The 23,674-nt window shown below is 73.5% G+C and carries 19 protein-coding genes and 1 rRNA gene; 17 read left to right on the top strand and 3 right to left on the bottom strand.

Annotation, left to right across the window (positions count from 1 at the left end; translation table 11 throughout):
• Positions 1-50 precede the first annotated feature (50 nt).
• Positions 51-851 (top strand): TrmH family RNA methyltransferase, encoded by an 801-nt coding sequence (locus ACQZ2A_RS13745; protein WP_430212030.1) that lies wholly within the window; start codon positions 51-53, stop codon positions 849-851.
• A gap of 9 nt (positions 852-860) precedes the next feature.
• Positions 861-1,928 (top strand): ATP-binding protein, encoded by a 1,068-nt coding sequence (locus ACQZ2A_RS13750; RefSeq protein ID WP_430212033.1) that lies wholly within the window; start codon positions 861-863, stop codon positions 1,926-1,928.
• A 1-nt stretch (position 1,929) separates the two neighbouring features.
• On the opposite strand, the gene ACQZ2A_RS13755 is transcribed toward ACQZ2A_RS13750, so the two are convergent.
• Positions 1,930-3,495 (bottom strand): catalase, encoded by a 1,566-nt coding sequence (locus tag ACQZ2A_RS13755; protein WP_430212036.1) that lies wholly within the window; start codon positions 3,493-3,495, stop codon positions 1,930-1,932.
• A 129-nt stretch (positions 3,496-3,624) separates the two neighbouring features.
• On the opposite strand from ACQZ2A_RS13755, the gene ACQZ2A_RS13760 reads away from it, so the two are divergent.
• The 13 genes from ACQZ2A_RS13760 (at position 3,625) to ACQZ2A_RS13820 (ending at position 17,987) form a co-directional block, all read left to right on the top strand.
• Entirely contained in the window at positions 3,625-4,899 is a 1,275-nt protein-coding gene (locus tag ACQZ2A_RS13760) for an MFS transporter (protein WP_430212038.1), read from the top strand.
• Between the two features lie 180 nt (positions 4,900-5,079).
• Positions 5,080-6,174: a phenylalanine--tRNA ligase subunit alpha gene (gene pheS, locus ACQZ2A_RS13765; RefSeq protein ID WP_430212040.1), complete on the top strand. Its 1,095-nt coding sequence runs from the start codon at positions 5,080-5,082 to the stop codon at positions 6,172-6,174.
• Complete coding sequence (gene pheT, locus ACQZ2A_RS13770) at positions 6,174-8,723, top strand: phenylalanine--tRNA ligase subunit beta (protein ID WP_430212043.1); 2,550 nt, start codon at positions 6,174-6,176, stop codon at positions 8,721-8,723. The genes pheS and pheT overlap by 1 nt, the downstream gene beginning before the upstream one ends.
• A complete protein-coding gene (locus ACQZ2A_RS13775) occupies positions 8,720-9,535 on the top strand; it encodes an SDR family NAD(P)-dependent oxidoreductase (protein ID WP_430212046.1) in 816 nt (271 codons plus the stop codon). Before pheT ends, ACQZ2A_RS13775 begins: the two co-directional genes overlap by 4 nt.
• Positions 9,536-9,713: 178 nt before the next feature.
• Entirely contained in the window at positions 9,714-10,757 is a 1,044-nt protein-coding gene (gene argC, locus ACQZ2A_RS13780; RefSeq protein WP_430212049.1) for an N-acetyl-gamma-glutamyl-phosphate reductase, read from the top strand.
• A 5-nt stretch (positions 10,758-10,762) separates the two neighbouring features.
• Positions 10,763-11,167: an ACT domain-containing protein gene (locus tag ACQZ2A_RS13785; RefSeq protein ID WP_430212251.1), complete on the top strand. Its 405-nt coding sequence runs from the start codon at positions 10,763-10,765 to the stop codon at positions 11,165-11,167.
• The gene (gene argJ / locus ACQZ2A_RS13790; protein ID WP_430212052.1) at positions 11,167-12,318 is read left to right on the top strand and encodes a bifunctional glutamate N-acetyltransferase/amino-acid acetyltransferase ArgJ; all 1,152 of its coding nucleotides are present in this window, start codon (positions 11,167-11,169) and stop codon (positions 12,316-12,318) included. Before ACQZ2A_RS13785 ends, argJ begins: the two co-directional genes overlap by 1 nt.
• 29 nt (positions 12,319-12,347) lie before the next feature.
• A complete protein-coding gene (argB, locus tag ACQZ2A_RS13795) occupies positions 12,348-13,292 on the top strand; it encodes an acetylglutamate kinase (RefSeq protein WP_430212055.1) in 945 nt (314 codons plus the stop codon).
• Positions 13,285-14,502 carry an acetylornithine transaminase gene (locus tag ACQZ2A_RS13800; RefSeq protein ID WP_430212058.1) on the top strand — a complete coding sequence of 406 codons (1,218 nt, stop codon included), beginning with the start codon at positions 13,285-13,287 and terminating at the stop codon, positions 14,500-14,502. The genes argB and ACQZ2A_RS13800 overlap by 8 nt, the downstream gene beginning before the upstream one ends.
• Positions 14,499-15,446, top strand: coding sequence for an ornithine carbamoyltransferase (gene argF, locus ACQZ2A_RS13805; protein ID WP_430212061.1), 948 nt, complete (start codon positions 14,499-14,501; stop codon positions 15,444-15,446). The genes ACQZ2A_RS13800 and argF overlap by 4 nt, the downstream gene beginning before the upstream one ends.
• Positions 15,443-15,946, top strand: coding sequence for an arginine repressor (locus ACQZ2A_RS13810; RefSeq protein WP_430212063.1), 504 nt, complete (start codon positions 15,443-15,445; stop codon positions 15,944-15,946). The genes argF and ACQZ2A_RS13810 overlap by 4 nt, the downstream gene beginning before the upstream one ends.
• A complete protein-coding gene (gene argH, locus ACQZ2A_RS13815; protein ID WP_430212066.1) occupies positions 15,943-17,379 on the top strand; it encodes an argininosuccinate lyase in 1,437 nt (478 codons plus the stop codon). Before ACQZ2A_RS13810 ends, argH begins: the two co-directional genes overlap by 4 nt.
• A gap of 2 nt (positions 17,380-17,381) precedes the next feature.
• Complete coding sequence (locus ACQZ2A_RS13820; protein ID WP_430212069.1) at positions 17,382-17,987, top strand: DNA-3-methyladenine glycosylase; 606 nt, start codon at positions 17,382-17,384, stop codon at positions 17,985-17,987.
• On the opposite strand, the gene ACQZ2A_RS13825 is transcribed toward ACQZ2A_RS13820, so the two are convergent.
• A complete protein-coding gene (locus ACQZ2A_RS13825) occupies positions 17,947-18,990 on the bottom strand; it encodes an FAD-dependent monooxygenase (RefSeq protein WP_430212072.1) in 1,044 nt (347 codons plus the stop codon). The genes ACQZ2A_RS13820 and ACQZ2A_RS13825 overlap by 41 nt on opposite strands.
• A complete protein-coding gene (locus ACQZ2A_RS13830) occupies positions 18,987-19,904 on the bottom strand; it encodes a phosphotransferase (protein ID WP_430212075.1) in 918 nt (305 codons plus the stop codon). The genes ACQZ2A_RS13825 and ACQZ2A_RS13830 overlap by 4 nt, the downstream gene beginning before the upstream one ends.
• A 106-nt stretch (positions 19,905-20,010) precedes the next feature.
• Between ACQZ2A_RS13830 and tyrS the strand changes: the two genes are divergently transcribed.
• Both tyrS and ACQZ2A_RS13840 read left to right on the top strand, forming a co-directional pair.
• Complete coding sequence (gene tyrS, locus ACQZ2A_RS13835) at positions 20,011-21,285, top strand: tyrosine--tRNA ligase (RefSeq protein WP_430212078.1); 1,275 nt, start codon at positions 20,011-20,013, stop codon at positions 21,283-21,285.
• Between the two features lie 673 nt (positions 21,286-21,958).
• A 16S ribosomal RNA gene (locus tag ACQZ2A_RS13840) occupies positions 21,959-23,484 on the top strand.
• Positions 23,485-23,674 lie beyond the last annotated feature (190 nt).

A 23,674-nucleotide genomic window follows, 5' to 3' on the forward strand; every position in this document is an offset into this window, starting at 1 on the left:
GGGCGGGGGGGGGGGCGCGGGGGGGGGGGGGGGGGGGGGGGGTTGGGTGGGTGGGGGGGGGGGGGGGGGGCGGGGGGGCGCCCCCCCCCCGGCGGGGGGGGGGGGGGGCCCCCCCCGCCCGCTTCGGCGTCGAGGGACCCCAAGGCGTGCGCGAGGCCGTGCGCTTCGCGCCCGAATGGGTCCGCGACGTCTACCTCACCCCCGAGGCCGCCGCGCGGTACGCCGACGACATCGTCGCCCCGGCGCGCGCGGCCGACCTCTGGCTGCACGAGGTGAGCCCCGAGGTGCTCGCCGCGATGGCTGACGCCGACGCGCCCCAGGGGGTCCTCGCGGTGCTGGACACCGCCGCGCCGCGCCTCGAGGACGTCCTCGCGGCCCGCCCGCGCCTGCTCGTGCTCCTCACCACGGTCCGCGACCCCGGCAACGCCGGCACCGTGATCCGCGGGGCCGACGCCGCCGGCGCCGACGCCGTGCTCGTCACCGGCGCCTCGGTGGACGTGCACTCGCCCAAGGTCGTGCGCTCCACCGCCGGCTCGCTCTTCCACCTGCCGGTCGTCACCGGCCTGGAGGTCGACGGCACCCTCGCCGCCCTGCGCGCCGCGGGCATCCGCACCCTCGCCGCCGACGGTGTCGGCACCACGCTGCTGCCCGACGCCGACCTCACCGGAGCGCACTGCTGGGTCATGGGCAACGAGGCGCACGGGCTCCCCGAGGAGACCCGCGCCGCCTGCGACGACGTCGTCCGGGTGCCCATCCACGGGCACGCGGAGTCGCTCAACCTCGCGATGGCCGCCACGATCTGCCTCTACGCGTCGGCGGGGGTGCTGGGGAGCAGGCCGGACGCGGGGTAGCGTGCGCCCATGCCGCAGCGGTACCTGGTCCCGGACGAGCTCGCGGCCAACGGCCTGGAGTTCATCCCCGACGGGCTCGTGGCCGCCATCGGTCCCGAGCGCACCGTGCGCTTCATGAACAGCCGGGCCGAACAGATCACCGGCCTGCGGGCCGCGGACGTCGTGGGCCGCGACGTCGTCGAGGCCCTCCCGCTGCAGGACCTCGGGGGCGACTCGTGGTGGGAGCTGACCGACCCGTGGCACGCGCTGAGCACCGTCAGCGGCCACCGCGAGCGGCTGCTCGTCCTCCCGAGCGGCCGCGAGCTGCTCGTCACCGCCCGGTACAACCGCCGGGGCCGGGGCACCGACGTCGTCTCGGTCGTCATGGGCATCCGGGACGCCGAGGGCCGCCGGCGCGCCGAGAAGGAGTCGGCCGCGCTCCTCACGTCCGTGGCCCACGAGCTGCGCTCGCCGCTCACCGGCGTCAAGGGCTTCTCCTCGACGCTGCTGCGCAACTGGGAGCGGTTCACCGACGAGCAGAAGCGGCTGATGCTCGAGACCATCGAGGCCGATGCCGACCGCGTCACGCGCCTCATCACCGAGCTCCTCGACACCTCGCGCATCGGCACCGGACGGCTGACCGTGCACGCCGTCCCCGTGCCGGTGCGGGCCCGCCTGGACGGCCAGGTCGAGCGCCGCGTCGCCGCCGGCGCCGAGCGCGAGCAGTTCGACGTCGAGGTCGAGGACGGTGTCGACGTCGTCTGGGCCGACCCGGACCGGCTCGAGCAGGTGCTCACCAACCTCGTCGACAACGCGCTTCGGCACGGCCGGGGCAGGGTGCACATCGCCGTCGAGCGCTCGCGGTGGGCCGGGCCGTCGGCGGTCGACGTCGTCGTCACCGACGACGGCGACGGCATCGCCCCCCAGCACCGCGAGCTCGTCTTCAGCCGGTTCTGGCAGGCCGGCGCCAAGCACGGCACGGGCCTGGGCCTGTACCTCGTGCGCGGGCTCGTGGAGGCCCACGGTGGCGAGGTCGTGGTCGAGGAGGGGCCCACCGGCGGCGCCCGCCTGCGGGCCACCTTCCCCGACCTCGAGTGACTCAGCGGTGCGCGGCCTCCGGCAGGGGCTGGCGCACCTCGGCCTTCTCCTCGTCGGCGGCTCCCGGGATCGGGTCGCCCTCGCCGGCGCGCACCCGCTCCTCGATGCGCTTGCCGGTCTCCTCGTCGACGTTCTTCCAGTAGACGAACGCCCGCTCCAGGACGTCCTCGCGGACACCGCCGAGCGCCCCGGCCACGGTCTCGACGAACCGGTCGCGCTGGGCGTCGTCGAAGACGTCGCGCACGAGCATGCCGGCCTGGGTCCAGTCGTCGTCCTCGGCGTGCAGCGAGTAGGCCTGCCGGACGAGGGTGCCGTCGGCCTCCCAGCCCTCGTCCACCGGGCCGCGGTGCACGGCGTGGCCGCGCCCCTCGCTGTTCGGCACGTAGGTCGGGCCGGCCTTGACCTCGTAGTTCATGGCGCCGTCGAAGACGAGGTGGTTCATCCGCTCCTCGACCTCCGGGAGCGGCCGGTTGACCGGCAGCTGGTGGGCGTTGGTGCCCACCCGGGCCCGGTGCGCGTCGGCGTAGGAGAAGACGCGTGCCAGCAGCATCTTGTCGGGGGAGAAGCCGATGCCCGGGACGATGTTGCTCGGCGCGAAGGCCGCCTGCTCGATCTGGGCGAAGTGGTTGACCGGGTTCTCGTCCAGCGCGAAGGTGCCCACCTCGACGAGCGGGTAGTCGCCGTGCGGCCAGACCTTGGTCAGGTCGAACGGGTTGAACCGGTAGTCACCGGCCTCGGCGTACGGCATCGCCTGGATGAACATCGTCCAGCGCGGGTGGTCACCCCGCTCGATCGCCTCGAAGAGGTCGCGGCGGTGGAAGTCGGAGTCGGCCCCGGAGATCCGCTCGGCCTCCTCGTTCGTGAGGTTCTCCACGCCCTGCTGCGTGTGGAAGTGGAACTTCACCCAGTGCTTCTCGCCGGCCTCGTTGCTCATCAGGTAGGTGTGCGAGCCGTAGCCGTTCATGTGCCGCCACGAGCGCGGCAGGCCGCGGTCGCCCATCAGGTAGGTGACCTGGTGGGCCGACTCGGGGGAGTTGGTCCAGAAGTCCCACTGCATCGTCCCGTCGCGCAGGCCGGAGTCGGCGAGGCGCTTCTGGCTGCGGATGAAGTGGGGGAACTTCATCGGGTCCCGGAGGAAGAAGACCGGGGTGTTGTTGCCGACGAGGTCCCAGTTGCCCTCCTCGGTGTAGAACCGCACCGAGAAGCCGCGGACGTCCCGCCAGGTGTCGGGGGAGCCGAGCTCGCCGGCGACGGTCGAGAACCGCGCCAGCGTGCGCGACGTCGCGCCCGGGCGGAAGACCGCGGCCTTGGTGTACCGGGTGATGTCGTGGGTGACGGTGAAGGTGCCGAAGGCCCCCGAGCCCTTCGCGTGCGGCTTGCGCTCCGGGATGTTCTCGCGGTTGAAGTGCGCCAGGGTGTCCAGCAGGTGCACGTCGTGCAGCACCAGCGGGCCGTCCGGCGAGAGGCTGAGACTGTGCTCGTCGCTCTCGGTGGGCGCGCCGTTCGCCATCGTGGATCCGGTGGGGGTCCCCAGGCGGTCAGGGTCTGCGTACGGGTCGTTCGTCATCGCTCTCCTCGGCATCGGTACTCCTCTTGCACTCTCACACCCTTCCCGTACCCCGGTGCCGCGCGACACATGCGAGCTCGCCCGCCCCTCCGGATGGCGAGGGGGCCCTGCGGATGTCAGAGTGTCCCGGTGACGACGGTGACCCTCGCGCCCTACCGTCGGGTCCTCTCCCGACCGGCCCTGCGCCGCACCCTCGTCCTCGGCATCCTCACCCGCGCGCCGATGTTCGCGACGGCGGTGCTCGTCACCCTCCACGTCGTCACCACGCTCGACCGCAGCTACGCGATGGCCGGCCTGCTCGCCGCGTGCGTGACGACGGCCATCGCCGTCAGCGGGCCGTGGCGCGGCCGGCTGCTGGACCGGCACGGGCTGCGGGCCGTGGTCGGCCCGTCGGTCCTGGTCTCCGGCATCTGCTGGGGCATCGCGCCGTGGGTCGGGTACTGGGCCCTGCTCGGGCTCGCGACCGTGGCCGGCCTCTTCATCGTGCCGATCTCCTCGGTCATCCGGCAGGCGGTCATCGCCGGGGTCGACGAGACCGACCGGCGCACGGCCATCTCGCTCGACTCGGCGGCCATCGAGGTGACCTTCATGGTCGCGCCGGCCGCCGTGGTCGTCGCGGCGACGCAGTGGTCGACCGCCTGGGTCCTCTTCCTCGTCCAGGCCTGCGGGGTGCTCGCCGGGGTCGGGCTGTGGCTGGTCGACCCGCCGCTCCGCTCGGAGTCCGAGCCCGCGCCGGCGCAGCACGCCGTCACCACCCGCTCCTGGATGCGCGGGCCCTTCCTCGGCGTCATCGGCGTCGTGGCCGCCACCACCGTGATGCTCGCCGGGTCCGACCTCGGGTTCGTCGCCGTCGTCCGCGAGATGGGGGCCGCGGCGGCGCTCAGCCTCGTCCTCGTGCTCTGGGGTCTCGGCTCGCTCGTCGGTGGCCTCGTCTACGGGGCGTTGTCCCGCGAGATCCCCGCGCGCTGGCTGCTGCTCGCGCTCGCCCTCGTCACGGCCCCGATGGCGGTGGCCGGCAACCCGTTCCAGCTCGGCGTCCTCGCCCTGCTCGCCGGCCTGCTCTGCGCCCCGACCATCACGGCGACGGTCGACGAGCTGGCGCGCGCGGTCCCGCCCGAGGTCCGGGGTGAGGCGATGGGGTGGCACAACTCCGCGATGACCGCCGGCGGCTCGCTCGGCGCCCCGCTCGCGGGGCTGGCCATCGACCACTTCGGCGCCCCTGCGGGCTTCCTCGCGGTCGCCGCCGCCGGAGTCCTCGGGGCCGGGCTCGCGTTCGCCCGACGCCCCGGGCGCCCGGCCCCGCCGACCGCGGCCCCCGAGGCGGAGCGCCCCGCCGCGGCGGAGGTCGTCCGGCCCCGCCGGGTCGCCGTGCCGGACGGCCGCGACGCTACGCTGGAGCCGTGACCCCCGCTCCGCGCCGATTTACCGGGCCCTCGGGCCCGGTGTCGCGCGCGTCCTGAGCGCCGCCACCCGTACGGCCGGCGCGACGCCGGCCGTCCCACCGCCCGGGGGCCGATCCCCGTCCCGCCCCCGGCGTGCCGCTGCCTAGACTCGGGCGCGCCCCCACCACGAAGAGCGGAAGCGATGTCCGGACCCAACACGAACTACGACCCCGTGGAGGTCGCCGCGCTCGACCCGCAGGCGATCGACGCCGCGGTCGAGGCCGCCCTGGCCGCCGCGGCGGCGGCCGGCACCCTCGAGGAGCTCAAGGCGGTGCGCGGCGCGCACCAGGGCGACAAGAGCGCCCTCGCGCTGGCCAACCGCGAGATCGGTGCGCTGCCGCCGAGCGCCAAGGCCGAGGCGGGCAAGCGCGTCGGGCAGGCCCGCGGGCGGGTCGGTCAGGCCTTCACGGCCCGCCAGGCCGAGCTCGAGGCCGAGCGGGACGAGCGGATCCTCGTCGAGGAGGCCCTCGACGTCACGCTGCCGACCGGCCGCCGCCCGCTGGGCCGGCGCCACCCCATCGAGCTGATGAGCGAGCGCATCGCCGACCTCTTCACCGGGATGGGCTGGGAGAACGCCGAGGGCCCGGAGATCGAGGCGGAGTGGTTCAACTTCGACGCCCTGAACTTCGACGCCGACCACCCGGCGCGCCAGATGCAGGACACCTTCTACGTCGACCCGCCCGAGGGCGGGCTCGTCCTGCGCACCCACACCTCGCCCGTGCAGGCGCGCACCCTGCTCGACCGGGGCGTGCCGGTGTACGTGGCGGCGATCGGTCGGGTCTTCCGCACCGACGAGCTCGACGCCACCCACATGCCGGCCTTCCACCAGGTCGAGGGGCTGGCCGTCGACGAGGGCATCACGATGGCCCACCTGAAGGGCACCCTCGACCGGCTGGCCGCCGAGCTGTTCGGCGAGGGCATCACGACCCGCCTGCGCCCGTCGTTCTTCCCGTTCACCGAGCCGAGCGCCGAGATGGACCTGCGCTGCTTCGTCTGCCGCGGCGAGGACCCCGACTGCCGCACCTGCAAGGGCACCGGCTGGATCGAGTGGGGCGGCTGCGGGATGGTCAACCGCAACGTGCTGCTGGCCTGCGGCGTGGACCCCGACCGCTACACCGGGTTCGCGTTCGGGATGGGCATCGACCGCGCGCTGATGTTCCGCACGGGCGTCAGCGACATGCGCGACATGATCGAGGGTGACGTGCGCTTCGACGCACAGTTCGGGATGGAGATCTGATGCGGGTTCCGGTCGACTGGCTGCGCGAGTACGTCGCGGTGCCGGCGGAGGCGACGGGGGCCGACATCGCGGCCTCGCTCGTCGCCGTCGGGCTCGAGGAGGAGGGCCTGCACGGTGGCGGCGTCAGCGGGCCGCTCGTCGTCGGGCGCGTCCTGACGCTCGAGAAGGAGCCGCAGAAGAACGGCAAGACGATCAACTGGTGCTCGGTGGACGTCGGTTCGGCCAACGGCACGGGTGAGCCCCAGGGCATCGTCTGCGGCGCCCACAACTTCGAGGCGGGCGACCTGGTGCCGGTGATCCTGCCCGGTGGCGTGCTGCCGACGCCGCAGGGTCCGCTCGAGGTGTCCGCGCGCAAGACCTACGGGCACGTCTCGGCGGGGATGATCTGCTCCGAGCGGGAGCTGGGCCTCGGCGAGGACCACGACGGCATCATCGTCCTCACGCGGCGCTTCGCGGACGACCCCGAGTCGCTCGCGCGCTGCGTCCCGGGTGCCGACGCCATCGCGATCCTCGGTCTGGACCGCGAGACCGTCGAGGTCAACGTCACCCCCGACCGCGGGTACTGCTTCTCGGTGCGCGGCGTGGCGCGCGAGTACGGGCACGCGACGGGTGCGGAGTTCACCGACCCGGTGACCGCGCTCGCGGCGGCGGCCCCGGCGGGCGGTCCGGGCGGGTACCCCGTGGAGCTCGCCGACGAGGCCCCGATCCGCGGCCGGGTCGGCTGCGACCGGTTCGTCGCGCGGGTCGTGCGCGGCATCGACGCCTCGGCCCCGAGCCCGGCCTGGATGCGGGCCCGGCTCACCGAGGCGGGGATGCGCCCGATCTCGCTGGCCGTCGACGTCACGAACTACGTGATGCTCGGCCTCGGCCAGCCGCTGCACGCCTACGACCTGGCCCGCCTCGGCGAGCGCATCGTCGTGCGCCGGGCCCGGGCGGGGGAGAAGATGACGACCCTCGACGACGTCGAGCGCACCCTCGTCCCCGAGGACCTGCTCATCACCGACGGCGGCAACACCCCGATCGGCATCGCCGGCGTGATGGGCGGCGCCTCCACCGAGGTGTCGGCCTCGACCACCGACGTGCTCGTCGAGGCCGCGCACTTCGACCCCGTCTCGATCGCGCGCTCGGCCCGGCGTCACCGTCTGCCGTCCGAGGCGTCGCGGCGCTTCGAGCGCGGTGTCGACCCGCAGCTGCCGCCGGCGGCGGTGCAGCTCGTGGTCGACCTGCTCGTCCGCTACGGCGGGGGCACGGCGGACGACGCCGTGACCGACGTCGGCTCCGTCGCAGCGCCGGCGAGCGTCTCGATGTCGGTGGGCTTCCCGTCCCGCATCGTCGGCGTCGACTACGACCGCGCCACCGTGGTCGGGGTGCTCGAGCAGATCGGCTGCTCGGTGTCCGGCGACGCCGACGAGCTGACCGTGGTGCCTCCCACCTGGCGCCCGGACCTCACGACCGCGGAGGACCTCGTCGAGGAGGTCGCCCGCATCCGGGGGTACGAGGGCATCCCGTCGGTGCTGCCGACCCCGCCCGGCGGCTCGGGGCTGACCCAGCCGCAGCGGGTCCGCCGTGTCGTCGCGAACCTCCTTGCGGGGCAGGGCCTCTCGGAGGTCTGGAGTGCGCCGTTCGTCGGCGCCGACCGGCTCGCCGACCTCGGTCTCGACGTCGACGCCGAGACGGCCCGCACGGTCCGCATCGCCAACCCGCTCTCGGACGAGCAGCCGTTCATGCGCACCTCTCTCGTCTCGACGATGGTGGATGCGTTGCGCCGCAACGTCTCCCGCGGTGCCAAGGACGTCGGGCTCTTCGAGCTGGGGCTCGTCACCGCGCTCACCGGCCCGCAGTCCGCGGCGCCGACCGAGGACGTGGGGGTCCGCCCGTCGGAGGCGACGCTCGACGCCATCCGGGCCGCCGTGCCGCCGCAGCCGCGTCACCTCGGGATCCTGCTCGCGGGCGACCGCGACCGGGCCGGGTGGTGGGGTGCGGGCCGGCGGGCCGAGCTGCCCGACGTGCTCGAGCTCGTCGAGGCGCTGGCGCAGGCGCTCGCGGTGGAGGTCGTCGTCACCGCCGACGCCGCGATGCCGTGGCACCCGGGCCGGTGCGCGCGCGTCGCGCTGGCCGACGGCACAGTCCTCGGCCACGCCGGCGAGCTGCACCCCAAGGTCGTCGCGGCCCTCGGGCTGCCGGCGCGCACGGTGGGCGCCGAGCTCGACCTCGACGCCCTGACCCGCGCCGCCGACCGCACGGTCTCGGCGCGCACGCTGGCGACCTTCCCGATGGCGCAGAGCGACGTCGCGCTCGTCGTCGACCGGTCGGTGCCGGCGGCGCTGGTGCGCGAGGCGCTGGTGTCCGGCGGGGGCGACCTCCTCGAGGAGGTCCGGCTCTTCGACGTCTACGAGGGTGACCAGGTGGGGGAGGGGCGCCGCAGCCTGGCCTACCGGCTCACCTTCCGCTCCCCGGAGCGCACGCTGACCACCGACGAGGTCTCCGCCCTGCGCGACGCCGCCGTCGCCGCGGCGGCCTCGGCCCACGGAGCGGTGCAGCGCGCGTGAGCGACCCCATCGCCGAGCCGGTCGACGACGACGGCGACGTCACGCCCGTTCCCGACACCGAGGTCGGTGCCGGGCGCGGCGGGCACCTCGTCGCCGTCGTCACCGGCGCCTCGCGGGGCATCGGGCGGCACCTGGCGATGGCCCTCGAGGACGCCGGATGGGTCGTCGAGCGCGGCTCCTCGACCGTGGCGCCGGTCACCGACCGCGAGGCGCTGGCCGCATGGGTGGCCGAGGTCGTCGAGCGGCAGGGGCGCATCGACCTGCTGGTCAACAACGCCGGGGTCATCGACACCGAGGTCGACCTCCTCGCCTCCGACCCCGACGAGTGGTGGCACACCGTCGAGGTCAACGTCCGCGGCGCCTACCTGATGACCTGGCTCGTCGCGCCGCAGCTGCTGGCCGCGGGTGGCGGCCGGGTCGTCAACCTCAACTCGGGCGCCGGACGCCGCGCGGGTGCGCAGGCCAGCGCCTACAACGTCAGCAAGACGGCGCTGGCGCGCATCACCGGGTCGACGCACCTCGCCGGGTGGGACCGGGGCATCCGGGCCTTCGACCTCATGCCGGGGGTCGTGCGCACCGACATGACCGAGGCGATGGAGGCGCACGAGGGCCGCACCGAGTGGACCTCGCCCGAGGAGGTGAGCGCCCTCGTGCTGGCGCTGGCCTCCGGGGAGCTCGACGCCCTCTCGGGGCGGTTCGTGCGCGCCGGCATCGACACCCCGGAGTCGCTGCGGGCGATGGTCGCGCGCGGGCTCGAGCCGGAGGAGCGGATGCTCGACCTCGTCCTGCGTGAGGGCGACCCCCTCGCCTGAGGTCCTCCGCCACGACACGGACGTCCAGCAATCGTCGAATGTGTCGATCGATGGACGTCGGCCGGCTCGGCCCTCGCGTCCAACAATCGTCGAATGTGTCGATCGATGGACGCCCCGAGCCCGCTCGCGGTCCGGGCGGCAAGTGCATGGATGTTCTGGATCCTGTATGGTCATGCACATGTCGATGCGGGTCGCCGTCGCCGGAGCGAGCGGGTACGCCGGGGGAGAGGTCCTCCGGCTGCTCCTCGGTCACCCCGACCTCGAGGTCGGCGCCGTCACGGCGGGCGGCAACGCCGGGCAGTCGCTGGGAAGCATCCACCCGCACCTGACGCCGCTGGCCGACCGCGTCCTGCAGGACACCACCCCCGAGGTCCTCGCCGGCCACGACGCCGTCGTCCTCGCCCTGCCGCACGGCCACTCGGCCGCGCTCGCCGCCGAGCTCGGCGACGACGTGGTCGTCGTCGACTGCGGCGCCGACTTCCGGCTGCGCGACGCCGCGGCCTGGACCGCGTTCTACGACACCCCGCACGCCGGCTCCTGGCCCTACGGGATGCCCGAGCTGCCGACCGCCTACGGCCCGCAGCGCGCGGCCCTCGCCGGCGCCACCCGCATCGCGGTCCCCGGCTGCTACCCGACCGCCGTCTCTCTCGCCCTCGCCCCCGGCCTCGTCGCGGGCGTCCTCGAGCCGGCCGACGTCACGGTCGTCGCGGCCTCGGGCACCTCGGGCGCGGGCAAGGCCCTCAAGGCGCACCTCCTCGGTTCCGAGGTGATGGGCGCGATGTCGCCCTACGGCGTCGGCGGGGTCCACCGGCACACCCCCGAGATCGAGCAGAACCTCTCGGCGGCCGGCGCCGGCCCGGTCACCGTCTCGTTCACCCCGACCCTCGCCCCGATGCCCCGAGGCATCCTCGCCACCTGCACCGCCCGGGTCGTCCCCGGCACCGCCGCCGCGACCGTGCGGGCCGCCTGGGCCGACGCCTACGCCGACGAGCCCTTCGTCCACCTGCTGCCCGAGGGTCGCTGGCCGAGCACCGCGAACGTCCTCGGCAGCAACTGCGTCCACCTCCAGGTCGTCCTCGACGAGCGGGTCGGCCGCGTCGTCGTGGTCGCCGCCGTCGACAACCTGACCAAGGGCACGGCCGGGGCCGCGGTGCAGTGCCTCAACCTCGCGCTCGGCCTGCCCGAGACCGCCGGCCTCCCGGTCGCGGGGGTGGCCCCGTGAGCACCATGCCCCTGCACCTCATGGAGCACCCGGAGGATGTGTCCGTCGTCCGGCTGCCCGGGGGCGAGGACCCGGCGTTCGACTGGAACACCGGCCCCCTCGCCTCGCTGACGCGCACCGCCGACGAGACCTCGGTGGTCTGCGCGACGGCCTCGGTCCCGCGCGGCTCCCGCACCGAGGGTCCGTTCCGGGCCGTCGAGGTCGCCGGCCCGCTCGACTTCTCGGCGGTCGGCGTCTTCGCCGAGATCCTCGCGCCCCTCGTCGACGCACAGATCTCCGTCCTCGGCCTCTCGACCTTCGACACCGACTGGGTCCTCGTCCCCACCGGACGCCGCGAGGACGCCGCGGCGGCCTGGCGCCGCGCCGGCTTCGTCATCACCCCCTCGACGCTCACCGGAGGTCGGTCCTGATGTCCGTCACCACCCCCCGCGGCTTCCGCGCCGCCGGTGTCGTCGCCGGGCTCAAGGCCTCGGGCCGCCCGGACGTCGCGCTCGTCGTCAACGACGGCCCCGACCACCACGCCGCCGCGGTCTTCACGTCCAACCGGGTCGAGGCCGCGCCGGTCACCTGGTCGCGCACCGTCGTCGCCGACGGCCGGGCCGACGCCGTCGTCCTCAACAGCGGGGGCGCCAACGCCTGCACCGGGGCCCCGGGCTTCCAGGACACCCACGCCACCGCCGAGCACGTGGGCGGCCTCCTCGACGTGGCCCCCGGAGACGTCGTCGTCTGCTCGACCGGTCTCATCGGCGAGCGCCTCCCGATGGAGCGCCTGCTCGGCGGCATCGACGCCGCGGCCGGCTCCCTCGCGCCCGACGGTGGCCCGGCCGCCGCCGAGGCGATCATGACCACCGACACCGTCGCCAAGACCGCGCACGCCGAGCGCGACGGCTGGTCGGTCGGGGGGATGGCCAAGGGCGCCGGGATGCTCGCGCCGGCCCTCGCGACGATGCTCGTCGTGGTGACCACCGACGCCGTGCTCGACCCGGCCGACCTCGACCCGGCCCTGCGCGCGGCCACCCGCACGACCTTCGACCGCATCGACTCCGACGGCTGCATGTCGACCAACGACACCGTCGTCCTCCTCGCCTCCGGCGCCTCGGGCGTCGAGGTCGGCGCCGACGAGCTGACCGAGGCCCTCACGGCCGTCTGCGCCGACCTCGCCCGGCAGCTCGTCGCCGACGCGGAGGGCGCGCACCACGACATCGCCGTCGAGGTCCGCGGCGCCGCCACCGAGGACGACGCCCTCGAGGTCGCCCGGTCCGTCGCCCGCAACAACCTCTTCAAGTGCGCGGTCTTCGGGGGCGACCCCAACTGGGGCCGCGTCCTCGCCGCCGTCGGCACCACCGCCGCCGCCTTCGACCCCGCCGGCCTCGACGTCTCGATGAACGGCGTGCAGGTGTGCCGGTCCGGCGGCGTCGGCGAGGACCGCACGCTGGTCGACCTCTCCGCCCGCGAGGTGCGGGTCGTCGTCGACCTCCACGCCGGTGACGCCGCCGTCACCGTGTGGACCAACGACCTGACCCACGACTACGTCCACGAGAACTCGGCGTACTCCACGTGAGCGCACCGGCGAGCGGGACGGAGGCCCCGATGACCCCACCCGAGCAGACGGCGCTGCGCGGCGCGATCGACGCCGCCGCGCTGCGGGTCGCCCAGTCCAAGGCCCAGACCCTCGTCGAGGCGCTGCCCTGGCTCGAGCGCTTCCGCGGCGCCCTCGTCGTCGTCAAGTACGGCGGCAACGCGATGACCGACGACGCCCTCAAGGCCGCGTTCGCCCAGGACGTCGCGTTCCTGCGCTTCGCCGGCCTGCGCCCGGTCGTCGTCCACGGCGGCGGCCCGCAGATCAAGGCGATGCTCGACCGGCTCGGCCTGGAGTCCGAGTTCCGGGGCGGCCTGCGCGTCACGACGCCCGAGGTGATGGACGTCGTCCGGATGGTCCTCACCGGCCAGGTCGGGCGCGAGCTCGTCGGGCTGCTCAACCAGCACGGCCCCGTCGCCGTCGGGCTCTCCGGCGAGGACGCCGGCCTCTTCGGCGCGCGTCGCCGCGGGGTCACGGTCGACGGCGAGGAGCACGACATCGGGCTCGTCGGCGACGTCGTGCACGTCGACCCCGCCGCGGTCCTCGACCTCCTCGACGCCGGCCGCATCCCCGTCGTCTCCACCATCGCCCCCGACCTCGACGAGGACGGGCAGGTGCTCAACGTCAACGCCGACACCGCCGCCGCGGCGCTCGCCGCCGCGCTCGGGGCGCGCAAGCTCGTCGTCCTGACCGACGTCGAGGGCGTCTACGCGAACTGGCCGGACCGCGGCTCGCTGCTGTCCGAGCTGCGGGTCTCCGCGGCCCGAGAGCTGCTCGCACGCGTCGACGCCGGGATGATCCCGAAGCTCGAGGCCTGCATCCGGGCCGTGGAGTCCGGTGTGCCGCAGGCGCACGTGGTCGACGGACGCCAGCCGCACAGCCTGCTCCTCGAGGTCTTCACCTCCGAGGGCATCGGCACGATGGTCCTGCCGGACGAGGAGGAGACCGATGCCTGACGCCGCCGCCCCGGCCGGCCACACCGAGGAGTACCTCGGCCGCTACGAGTCCGCCCTCGTGCAGGTCTTCGGCCGCCCGCAGCTCGTCCTCGAGCACGGTGACGGCGCGTGGGTCTGGGACGTCGACGGCCGCCGCTACCTCGACCTCGTCGGCGGCCTGGCCGTGAACGCGTTGGGGCACAACCATCCTGCGCTCGTGGCCGCCGTGTCGAAGCAGGCGGGCCAGCTCGTGCACGTCTCGAACTTCTACACCTCCGTCCCGCAGGTCGAGCTCGCCGAGCGCATCCTGCAGGTGGCCGACGCCCCCGCCGGCTCGGCGGTCTTCTTCTGCAGCAGCGGAGCCGAGGCCATCGAGGCCGCGGTCAAGCTGGCGCGGCGCACCGGCCGCACCGGCATCGTCGCCGCCGAGGGTGCTTTCCACGGCCGCACCACCGGGGCACTGGCGCTCACCCACAAGCCGGCCTACCGCGAGCCGTTCGAGCCGCTGCTCCCCGGTGTCGTCCACGTGCCGTGGGGCGACGTCGCCGCGCTCGAGGCCGCCGTCGGCGCCGACACCTCGGCCGTCGTGCTCGAGCCCATCCAGGGCGAGGGCGGGGTCGTCCCCGCATCGGCCGAGTTCCTGCGCGCCGCCCGTGAGCTGACCACCGCCGCCGGCGCCCTCCTCGTCCTCGACGAGATCCAGACCGGCGTCGGGCGCACCGGCTCGTGGTTCGCCTGGCAGCAGGCCGGCGTCGTGCCCGACGCGATGACCCTGGCCAAGGGCCTCGGCGGCGGCATCCCCATCGGGGCGCTCGTCACCTTCGGCCCGGAGGTCAGCGGGATGCTCACCGCCGGCCAGCACGGCTCGACCTTCGGCGGCAACCCGCTGGCCTGTGCCGCCGGGCTGGCCGTCCTCGACACCATCGAGTCCGAGGGGCTGCTCGCCCACGTGCGAGCCGCGGGCGAGCACCTGGAGCGGCGCATCCACGCCCTCGGCGACCCGCGCGTCACCGGCATCCGGGGGAGCGGCCTGCTGCGCGCGGTCACCCTCGCGGGCCCGTGGTCGCCGGCCGTCGCGGCCCACGGGCGCGAGGCGGGGCTCATCCTCAACCCCGTGGCGCCCGACGCCGTCCGGCTCGCGCCGCCGCTCGTCGTCACCACCGACCAGCTCGACCTGTTCGTCGACGCCCTGCCGGGGCTGCTCGACCTCGCGACGGAGGAGACCCGATGACCCTGCGCCACTTCCTGCGCGACGACGACCTCTCGCCCGCCGAGCAGGCCGAGGTCCTCGACCGCGCGCTGGCGCTCAAGGCCGCGCCGTTCTCGGACCGGTGCCTCGAGGGCCCGCGCACGGTCTCGATCCTCTTCGACAAGCCGACGCTGCGGACCCAGGTCTCCTTCGTCGGGGCGGTCTCCGGGCTCGGCGGCTTCCCGATGGTCGTCGACGGCCGGCTCGCCGGCGTCGGGGTGCGCGAGTCCGTGGCCGACGTCGCCCGCATCCTCGGACCCCAGTCGGCCGCGGTCGTCTGGCGCACCTTCGAGCAGTCGCACCTCGAGGAGATGGCCGCGTTCGCCGGCGTGCCGGTGGTGAACGCGCTGACCGACGACTTCCACCCCTGCCAGGTGCTCGCCGACCTGCTCACCCTGCGCGAGCTGCTCGGGGACCTCACCGGCCGCACGCTCGCCTACGTCGGCGACGGCGCGAACAACATGGCGCACTCCTACCTGCTGGGCTGTGCCACGGCCGGGATGCACGTGCGCATCGGCACCCCGACCTCCCACCTCCCGAAGCAGGAGCACGTGACCCGGGCCGAGGAGGTCGCCGCGACCACCGGCGGCTCGGTGCTCGTCACCGACGACCCGCTCGCCGCCGTCCACGGGGCCGACGTCGTCGTCACCGACACCTGGGTGTCGATGGGGCAGGAGGGCGAGGCCGACGAGCGCAAGGGCGAGGGCAGCCCGTTCACGAAGTACGCCGTCGACGAGGACCTCATGGCCCACGCCGGTCCCGCCGCGCTCTTCCTGCACTGCCTGCCGGCCTACCGCGGCCACGAGGTGAGCGCCGAGGTCATCGACGGCCCGCGCTCGCACGTGTGGCAGGAGGCCGAGAACCGGCTGCACGCGCAGAAGGCGCTGCTGTCCTGGCTGGTCGAGCAGGCGGAGGCCGGGCGATGACGGTCTCCACCTCGCGCGCCGCCCGCCAGCAGCGGATCACCGAGATCCTGCAGGCCACGCCGGTGCGCAGCCAGACCGAGCTGCTCGACCTCCTCGCCGGCGACGGCATCGAGGTCACCCAGGCCACGCTCTCGCGCGACCTCGTCGACGTCGGGGCCGAGCGCGTGCGCGTCGGCAAGTCCCTCGTCTACGCCGTGCCCGGCGAGGGTGGCGACCGCACCGTGCGGCCCGCCGCCGACGAGGACGAGCGCACGTCGCGGCTGGCCGCGCGCTGCCAGGAGCTGCTCGTCTCGGCCGAGCACTCCGCCAACCTCGTCGTCCTGCGCACCCCGCCCGGCGCCGCGAACTTCCTCGCCTCGGCGATCGACCACACCTCCGTCGAGGGGGTGCTCGGCACCATCGCCGGCGACGACACCATCATGGTCATCACCTCCGGTCCGGCCCGCAGCGGCGAGGTCGTCGACCGGCTCCTGTCGTACACCCGGAAGGACACCCCGTGACCGAGCCCGCAGGCACCCCCGTCAGCCTCTGGGGCGGGCGCTTCTCCGGCGGCCCGGCCGACGCGCTCGCCGCGCTCTCGAAGTCGACGCACTTCGACTGGCGGCTCGCGCCGCACGACCTCGCCGGCTCCCGCGCGCACGCCCGCGTCCTGCACGCCGCCGGCCTCCTCGACGACGCGACCCTCGAGGCGATGCTCGACGGCCTCGAGCGGCTGCGCGCCGACGTCGAGTCCGGCGCCTTCGTGCCCGCCGAGTCCGACGAGGACGTCCACACCGCGCTCGAGCGCGGGCTCATCGAGCGGGTCGGCCCCGAGGTGGGCGGGCGCATCCGGGCTGGGCGCTCGCGCAACGACCAGGTGGCCACCCTCTTCCGGATGTACCTGCGCGAGCACGCCCGGGTCGTCGCCGGGCTCGTCCTCGACGTCGTCGACGCCCTCGTGGCGCAGGCCCGCACGCACCTTGGCGTGCCGATGCCGGGGCGCACCCACCTCCAGCACGCCCAGCCGGTGCTCCTCTCGCACCACCTGCTCGCCCACGCCTGGCCGCTGCTGCGCGACGTCGAGCGGCTGCGGGACTGGGACGCGCGCACCTCGCTGTCGCCGTACGGCGCCGGGGCGCTCGCCGGCTCCTCGCTCGGGCTCGACCCCGAGGCCGTGGCCGCCGACCTCGGCTTCGCCGGCGCGGTCGAGAACTCCATCGACGGCACCGCCGCCCGCGACTTCGTCGCCGAGCTCTCCTTCGTCCTCGCGATGACGGCCGTCGACGTCTCGCGGCTCGCCGAGGAGGTCATCCTCTGGGCGACCAAGGAGTTCTCGTTCGTCACGCTCGACGACTCCTACTCGACCGGGTCGAGCATCATGCCGCAGAAGAAGAACCCCGACGTCGCCGAGCTGGCGCGCGGCAAGGCCGGGCGGCTGGTCGGCGACCTCGCCGGCCTGATGACGACGCTCAAGGCGCTGCCGCTGGCCTACAACCGCGACCTCCAGGAGGACAAGGAGCCGGTCTTCGACGCGGTCGACACCCTCGAGGTGCTGCTGCCGGCCTTCTCCGGGATGGTCGCCACGCTGACCTTCCACACCGAGCGGATGGCCTCGCTCGCGCCGCAGGGCTTCTCGCTGGCCACCGACGTCGCCGAGTGGCTCGTGCGCCAGGGCGTGGCGTTCCGGGTGGCCCACGAGGTCGCCGGCGCCTGCGTGCGCGCGTGCGAGGAGCGGGGCATCGAGCTGTGGGACCTCTCCGACGAGGACCTGCGCGGCATCTCCGAGCACCTGACGCCCGGGGTCCGCGAGGTGCTCTCCGTCGAGGGGTCGCTGGCCTCGCGGTCCGCCCTCGGCGGCACCGCCCCGGTGCGCGTCGCCGAGCAGCTCGAGCGCGTGGTGGGTGCGGTCGCCGACGCCCGGGCCTGGGCCGGCGACCTCCCGGTCGCACGCTGACCGTGCTCGCCGGGCTGCTGGCCGGTGACGTCCTCGACGTCGCCCCGGCGCTGCTCGGTGCCCGCGTGACGCACGCCGGTGTGACCGTGCGGCTCACGGAGGTCGAGGCCTACGCGGGGTCGGCCGACCCCGGGTCGCACGCGTACCGCGGCCGCACGCCGCGCACCGAGGTGATGTTCGGCCCGGCCGGTCGGCTCTACGTCTACTTCACCTACGGGATGCACTTCTGCGCCAACGTCGTCACCGGCCCAGCGGGCGAGGCCTCGGCCGTCCTGCTGCGGGCCGGCGAGGTCGTCGCGGGCCACGGGCTCGCGGCCGGCCGCCGTGCCGGGGTGCGCGAGCGGGACTGGGCCCGGGGCCCGGCCCGGCTCGCGACGACCCTGGCGCTCGGGCGCGCCGAGAACGGGCTGAACCTGCTCGACCCCGCGACCGACGGGCACCTGGAGCTCGCCGACGAGCAGGTGCCGGCGCCGGCCGTCCGGACCGGGCCGCGGGTGGGCGTGAGCGGTGCCGGCGGCGACGGCGAGGTGTACCCGTGGCGGTTCTGGCTCGACGGCGAGCCGACCGTCAGCGCCTACCGGCCCGCGGTCCGGCGGCGCCGAGGCTGAGCCGCAGCGCCCGGTCGCGCAGCGCGTGGCCGGGTCCGAGGAGGGCCAGGCGCATGACCGCCGAGGAGGCCGCGCGGGCGACCCTCGTCCGGGGCAGCCGGCGCACCTGCCAGGTCACGAGGGACCGGTGGCCGGCGAGATGGTCGGCCAGGGTCACCGCGTCGAGCAGGCCCTCCCCGGCGCCACGGCCGAGGTTCGGCGTCATCGCGTGCGCGGCGTCGCCGAGCACGACGTACCGGTCCCGCACGTAGCGCCGCAGCGGCGGCGCCACCCAGAGGCGGGTGGCGGTGGCGCCCGAGGCATCGTCGAGCAGTGCGCGCACCACCGGCGCGGCGCCGGTCGCGGCCCGGCGGGCCTCGGCGAGCACCTCCGGGACGTCGAGCGGCTCCGGCCCGAGCGCGCTGCGGTGCGTCGTGAACCAGTAGCCGCCGCCGGGTGAGGGCACGACGCCGGCGAGCATCCCGGGACCCCAGTACTCGCCGACGTCCTCGCGTGCCGGGGTGGTGCCGAGCCGTCCGCGCAGCGCCACCCACGGCGTGACCAGCCGCTCGGCCCCGGCCGGGTCGACGAGGGCGCGCACCCGGCTGCGCACGCCGTCGGCCCCGACGACGAGGTCGCCGTCGAGCGCGGCCGGGTCGAGGACCTCGTCGTGCACGACGCGGACGGACGGGCCGAGCGCTCCGCCCAGCGCGGCGAGCAGGGCGGGTCGGGGCACCGCCAGGAGGTGGGCGTCGTGGGCAGGGGTCAGCGGGCGGCCGTCGAGGGCGAGGAGGCGCCCGGGCCCGACCGGCGTGCCGGCGCGGACCACCGCGTCGAGGACGCCGAGCCGGTGCAGGGCGGGCCGCACCCACGGCCCGAGGACCAGCGTCCACCCGGCCCCGGCCCGCTCGGGCTGGGCCTCGTGGAGCACGACCTCGGCGGTGCGCGGGAGGGCGGCGGCCAGCGCGAGCCCGCTGACGCCGCCCCCGACGACGGCGATGCGGCGGGGGTGAGCCGGGCTCACGCCGCGGCCTCGTCGAGGATGCGGCACAGGGTGCGGGCCATGACGTCGGCGAGCGCGTGCGGCCGGGCGGTGTAGTAGCCCAGCGCGCCGAGGGCCTGCTCGAGGGCGTTGGCGCGGGCCCGCTCCCAGGTCGCTTCGTCGGCGGCCACCGCCTCCCGGAAGGTGGCGCGGGCGCGTGGGCCGAGGAGGGACCATCCGGCCACGAGGTCGAGCGCGGGGTCGGCGAGCGAGCCGTACCCCCAGTCGATGACCGCCGCGAGGCGCCCGTCGCGGACCAGGACGTTGCCCGGGATGAGGTCGCCGTGCGTGAGCACGTAGGGGACGTCGTCGTCGGCGGCCTTCGCACTGCGCTCGACCAGGCGCAGGACCGCACCGGTGTCCACCCAGGTCGGGAGGGGGTCCTCGGCGCCGGCGACCCACCGCCGCGAGCGCTCGAGCACGCTGTCGAGGGGGCCGCCGCGCTGCCCGGCGGTGCGGCGGGGGACGGGCAGCGCCGGGGCGGCCCGCAGCGAGAGGACGAGGTCCGCGAGGTCGGCGGCGAGGGCGTCCCCGTGCGGGTCCTCGAGCCCGTCGCGCGCGTCCCAGGCGTCCGTGCCGTCGATCCAGCGCAGGAGCGCCCACGGGTGGGGGTAGCCGGCGGCGGGCTCCCCGACGTGGAGCACCTCCGGCACCGGGACCGGCACGTGGGGCGCGACCGCCGCGAGGTGCCCGACCTCGGCGAGCAGGCTGGTGGCCGCACCGGCGGTGCGGGGCACCCGGAGCACCAGCTCGTCACCGACGCGGGCGAGGACGTGGTCGGTGCCCGTGCCGCCGACCGGATGCACGGGTGCGCCGGCCAGCCCCGGCACGGTCGCGACGAGGGTGCGCAGCAGCGCGGGGGAGACGGGGATCTCGTCGTCGTGGAGGGGCTGCACCCGCCCATCCCACCCGCTGGTGGCGGCTGCGTCCACCGGGTTGCGGCGTGGCAGGCTGGGCGGGCCGGCGACCGCCGGCGCACCAGGCCGAAAAGGGGCGAGCACCGTGACCGACATCCTCGACGAGCTGCAGTGGCGGGGACTGGTGGCGCAGACCACCGACGAGTCCGCGCTGCGCGGGGCACTCGCCGACGGGCCCGTCACGGCGTACTGCGGCTTCGACCCCACCGCGCCCTCGCTGCACTTCGGCAACCTCGTCCAGCTCGTCCTCCTGCGACACCTGCAGCGGGCGGGGCACCGGGTGATCTGCCTCGTCGGGGGCTCGACCGGCCTCATCGGCGACCCTCGACCGACGTCCGAGCGGGTGCTCAAGACCAAGGAGCAGACGGCTGAGTGGGTGGCCCGCATCCAGGACCAGGTGCGGCCCTTCCTCGACACCGCCGGCGACAACCCGGCGGTGTTCGTCAACAACCTCGACTGGACCGAAGGGCTGAGCGCCCTCGACTTCCTCCGGGACGTCGGCAAGCACTTCCGCGTCAACCAGATGGTCAAGAAGGACGCGATCGCCGCCCGGCTGAACAGCGACGAGGGCATCTCGTACACGGAGTTCAGCTACCAGCTGCTCCAGGGCCTGGACTACCTCGAGCTCTACCGCTCGTACGGCTGCACGCTCCAGACCGGCGGCAGCGACCAGTGGGGCAACCTCGTCGCCGGCGCGGACCTCATCCACCGGGCGGAGGGGCGCTCGGTGCACCTCCTGACCACGCCGCTGCTCACCGACAGCTCGGGGGAGAAGTTCGGCAAGAGCGCGGGCAACGCCATCTGGCTCTCGGCCGACATGACGAGCCCGTACGCGTTCTTCCAGTACTGGCTCAACGTCGAGGACGCCTCGGTGGTCACGCTGCTGAAGGTGCTCACCGACCGCACCCGGGAGGGGGTCGCCGAGCTCGAGCGCCAGCTGGCCGAGGAGCCGTGGAAGCGGGCGGCCCAGCGCACCCTTGCCGCCGACGTGACGACCCTCGTCCACGGTGCGGCCGCGACCGAGGCGGTCCAGGCCGCGAGCGAGGCGCTCTTCGGGAAGGGCGACGTGCGTGCCCTCGACGGACCCACGCTGCGGGACGCCGCGGCCGAGCTGCCCGGGGGAGTGGTCCACGTGGGGATGCCCGTCGTCGACGCGCTCGTCGCGGTCGGGCTGGCCGACTCCCGCAACGCGGCCCGGCGCACCATCGGCGAGGGCGGCGCCTCGGTCAATGGCGCGAAGGTCGCCGGCGACGAGGCCGTCCTCGGTGCGGACGACGTGCTCGCGGGCGGGGTGGTGCTGCTCCGGAGGGGCCGCAAGAACCTCGCCGCGGGCCGCCTGGAGGCCCCAGAACCGGTCTGAGGACAAATTTTGAGGACGAAACCCGCTGCGCCGCAGCGGGTTTCGTCGTTCCAGCCCACGATGGACCCCTCGAGCGACCGAGGCGATTTGTGTTCTGCGCGAGGAGTCATCTAATGTTCTCGACGTCAGCCCGAGAGGGAGGAACGGACACCAAGCGGCAGGGCCGAACAGCCCCGCACCAAGTGGCCGGTCCCGGGGTTGGCTCCCACTCCCGAGGGTCTCACCCCGGACGCACAGCGGCCGGAGAGAGCGAGTTGGAGGAAGCGCCCGAGAGGGTGCTAGAGTTGGGAAGCACCGCGAAGATCCAAGCGCGATCGAAGCCGGCCGCTCACGAGCGAGACACGGATTTGACGCCCAAGCAGAACCGCGGGTAAGTTTGAACAGTTGCTTCCAGCGACTGGGAGAACACACGGAAGTCAGCCCCGACGACGAGCTCACAGAGCAACTCGTTGGTGCGCGTCCGAACCTTGAGAACTCAACAGCGTGTCAAAAATCGATGCCAATTAACCTCGTCGCATCGTGAAACCAGCCGGCCACCAGGCCGGGGACGTGAGCGATGCACGAAAATCCTTTGGTTGGACAACGAACAACAGCGAGAGCTAGTTGTTCGTGCTCAGCCAGTGAAACAACCCTCCAAGGGTAACGATTTCTCGGTTCTGCCGAGAGTCACACATCAACGGAGAGTTTGATCCTGGCTCAGGACGAACGCTGGCGGCGTGCTTAACACATGCAAGTCGAACGGTGACCTTGGGAGCTTGCTCCCGAGTGATCAGTGGCGAACGGGTGAGTAACACGTGAGTAACCTGCCCCAGACTCTGGAATAACCCCGGGAAACCGGAGCTAATACCGGATACGAAGCGGAGCCGCATGGCTACCACTTGGAAAGTTTTTCGGTCTGGGATGGACTCGCGGCCTATCAGCTAGTTGGTGAGGTAACGGCTCACCAAGGCGACGACGGGTAGCCGGCCTGAGAGGGCGACCGGCCACACTGGGACTGAGACACGGCCCAGACTCCTACGGGAGGCAGCAGTGGGGAATATTGCACAATGGGCGAAAGCCTGATGCAGCGACGCCGCGTGAGGGATGACGGCCTTCGGGTTGTAAACCTCTTTCAGCAGGGAAGAAGCGAAAGTGACGGTACCTGCAGAAGAAGCACCGGCTAACTACGTGCCAGCAGCCGCGGTAATACGTAGGGTGCGAGCGTTGTCCGGAATTATTGGGCGTAAAGAGCTTGTAGGCGGTTTGTCGCGTCTGCCGTGAAAATCCGAGGCTCAACCTCGGACTTGCGGTGGGTACGGGCAGACTAGAGTGTGGTAGGGGAGACTGGAATTCCTGGTGTAGCGGTGAAATGCGCAGATATCAGGAGGAACACCGATGGCGAAGGCAGGTCTCTGGGCCACTACTGACGCTGAGAAGCGAAAGCGTGGGGAGCGAACAGGATTAGATACCCTGGTAGTCCACGCCGTAAACGTTGGGAACTAGGTGTGGGTCTCATTCCACGAGATCCGTGCCGCAGCTAACGCATTAAGTTCCCCGCCTGGGGAGTACGGCCGCAAGGCTAAAACTCAAAGGAATTGACGGGGGCCCGCACAAGCGGCGGAGCATGTGGATTAATTCGATGCAACGCGAAGAACCTTACCAAGGCTTGACATATACGAGAACGCGTCAGAGATGACGAACTCTTTGGACACTCGTATACAGGTGGTGCATGGTTGTCGTCAGCTCGTGTCGTGAGATGTTGGGTTAAGTCCCGCAACGAGCGCAACCCTCGTTCTATGTTGCCAGCGCGTAATGGCGGGGACTCATAGGAGACTGCCGGGGTCAACTCGGAGGAAGGTGGGGACGACGTCAAATCATCATGCCCCTTATGTCTTGGGCTTCACACATGCTACAATGGCCGGTACAGAGGGCTGCGAAACCGTAAGGTGGAGCGAATCCCAAAAAGCCGGTCTCAGTTCGGATTGGGGTCTGCAACTCGACCCCATGAAGTCGGAGTCGCTAGTAATCGCAGATCAGCAACGCTGCGGTGAATACGTTCCCGGGCCTTGTACACACCGCCCGTCAAGTCACGAAAGTCGGTAACACCCGAAGCCGGTGGCCCAACTCTCTGAGAGGGAGCCGTCGAAGGTGGGACTGGCGATTGGGACTAAGTCGTAACAAGGTAGCCGTACCGGAAGGTGCGGCTGGATCACCTCCTTTCTAAGGAGCACTGGTCGCTTCGGCGATCCAGAGCCTGGCCAGCTGCGAATGTCGGCTGGCAGGTGCTCAAGGGTGGAACATCGATTATTTGGCACCGAGCAACGCTCGGCTCGCAAGTACAGCTCTTCGGAGAGTGGAACGCGGCCGGCGGGGTCCGGTGCCTGACACGTTGTTGGGTCCTGAGGGCTCG

This window comes from Phycicoccus avicenniae, from assembly GCF_050496545.1.
Taxonomy (GTDB): domain Bacteria; phylum Actinomycetota; class Actinomycetes; order Actinomycetales; family Dermatophilaceae; genus Phycicoccus; species Phycicoccus avicenniae_A.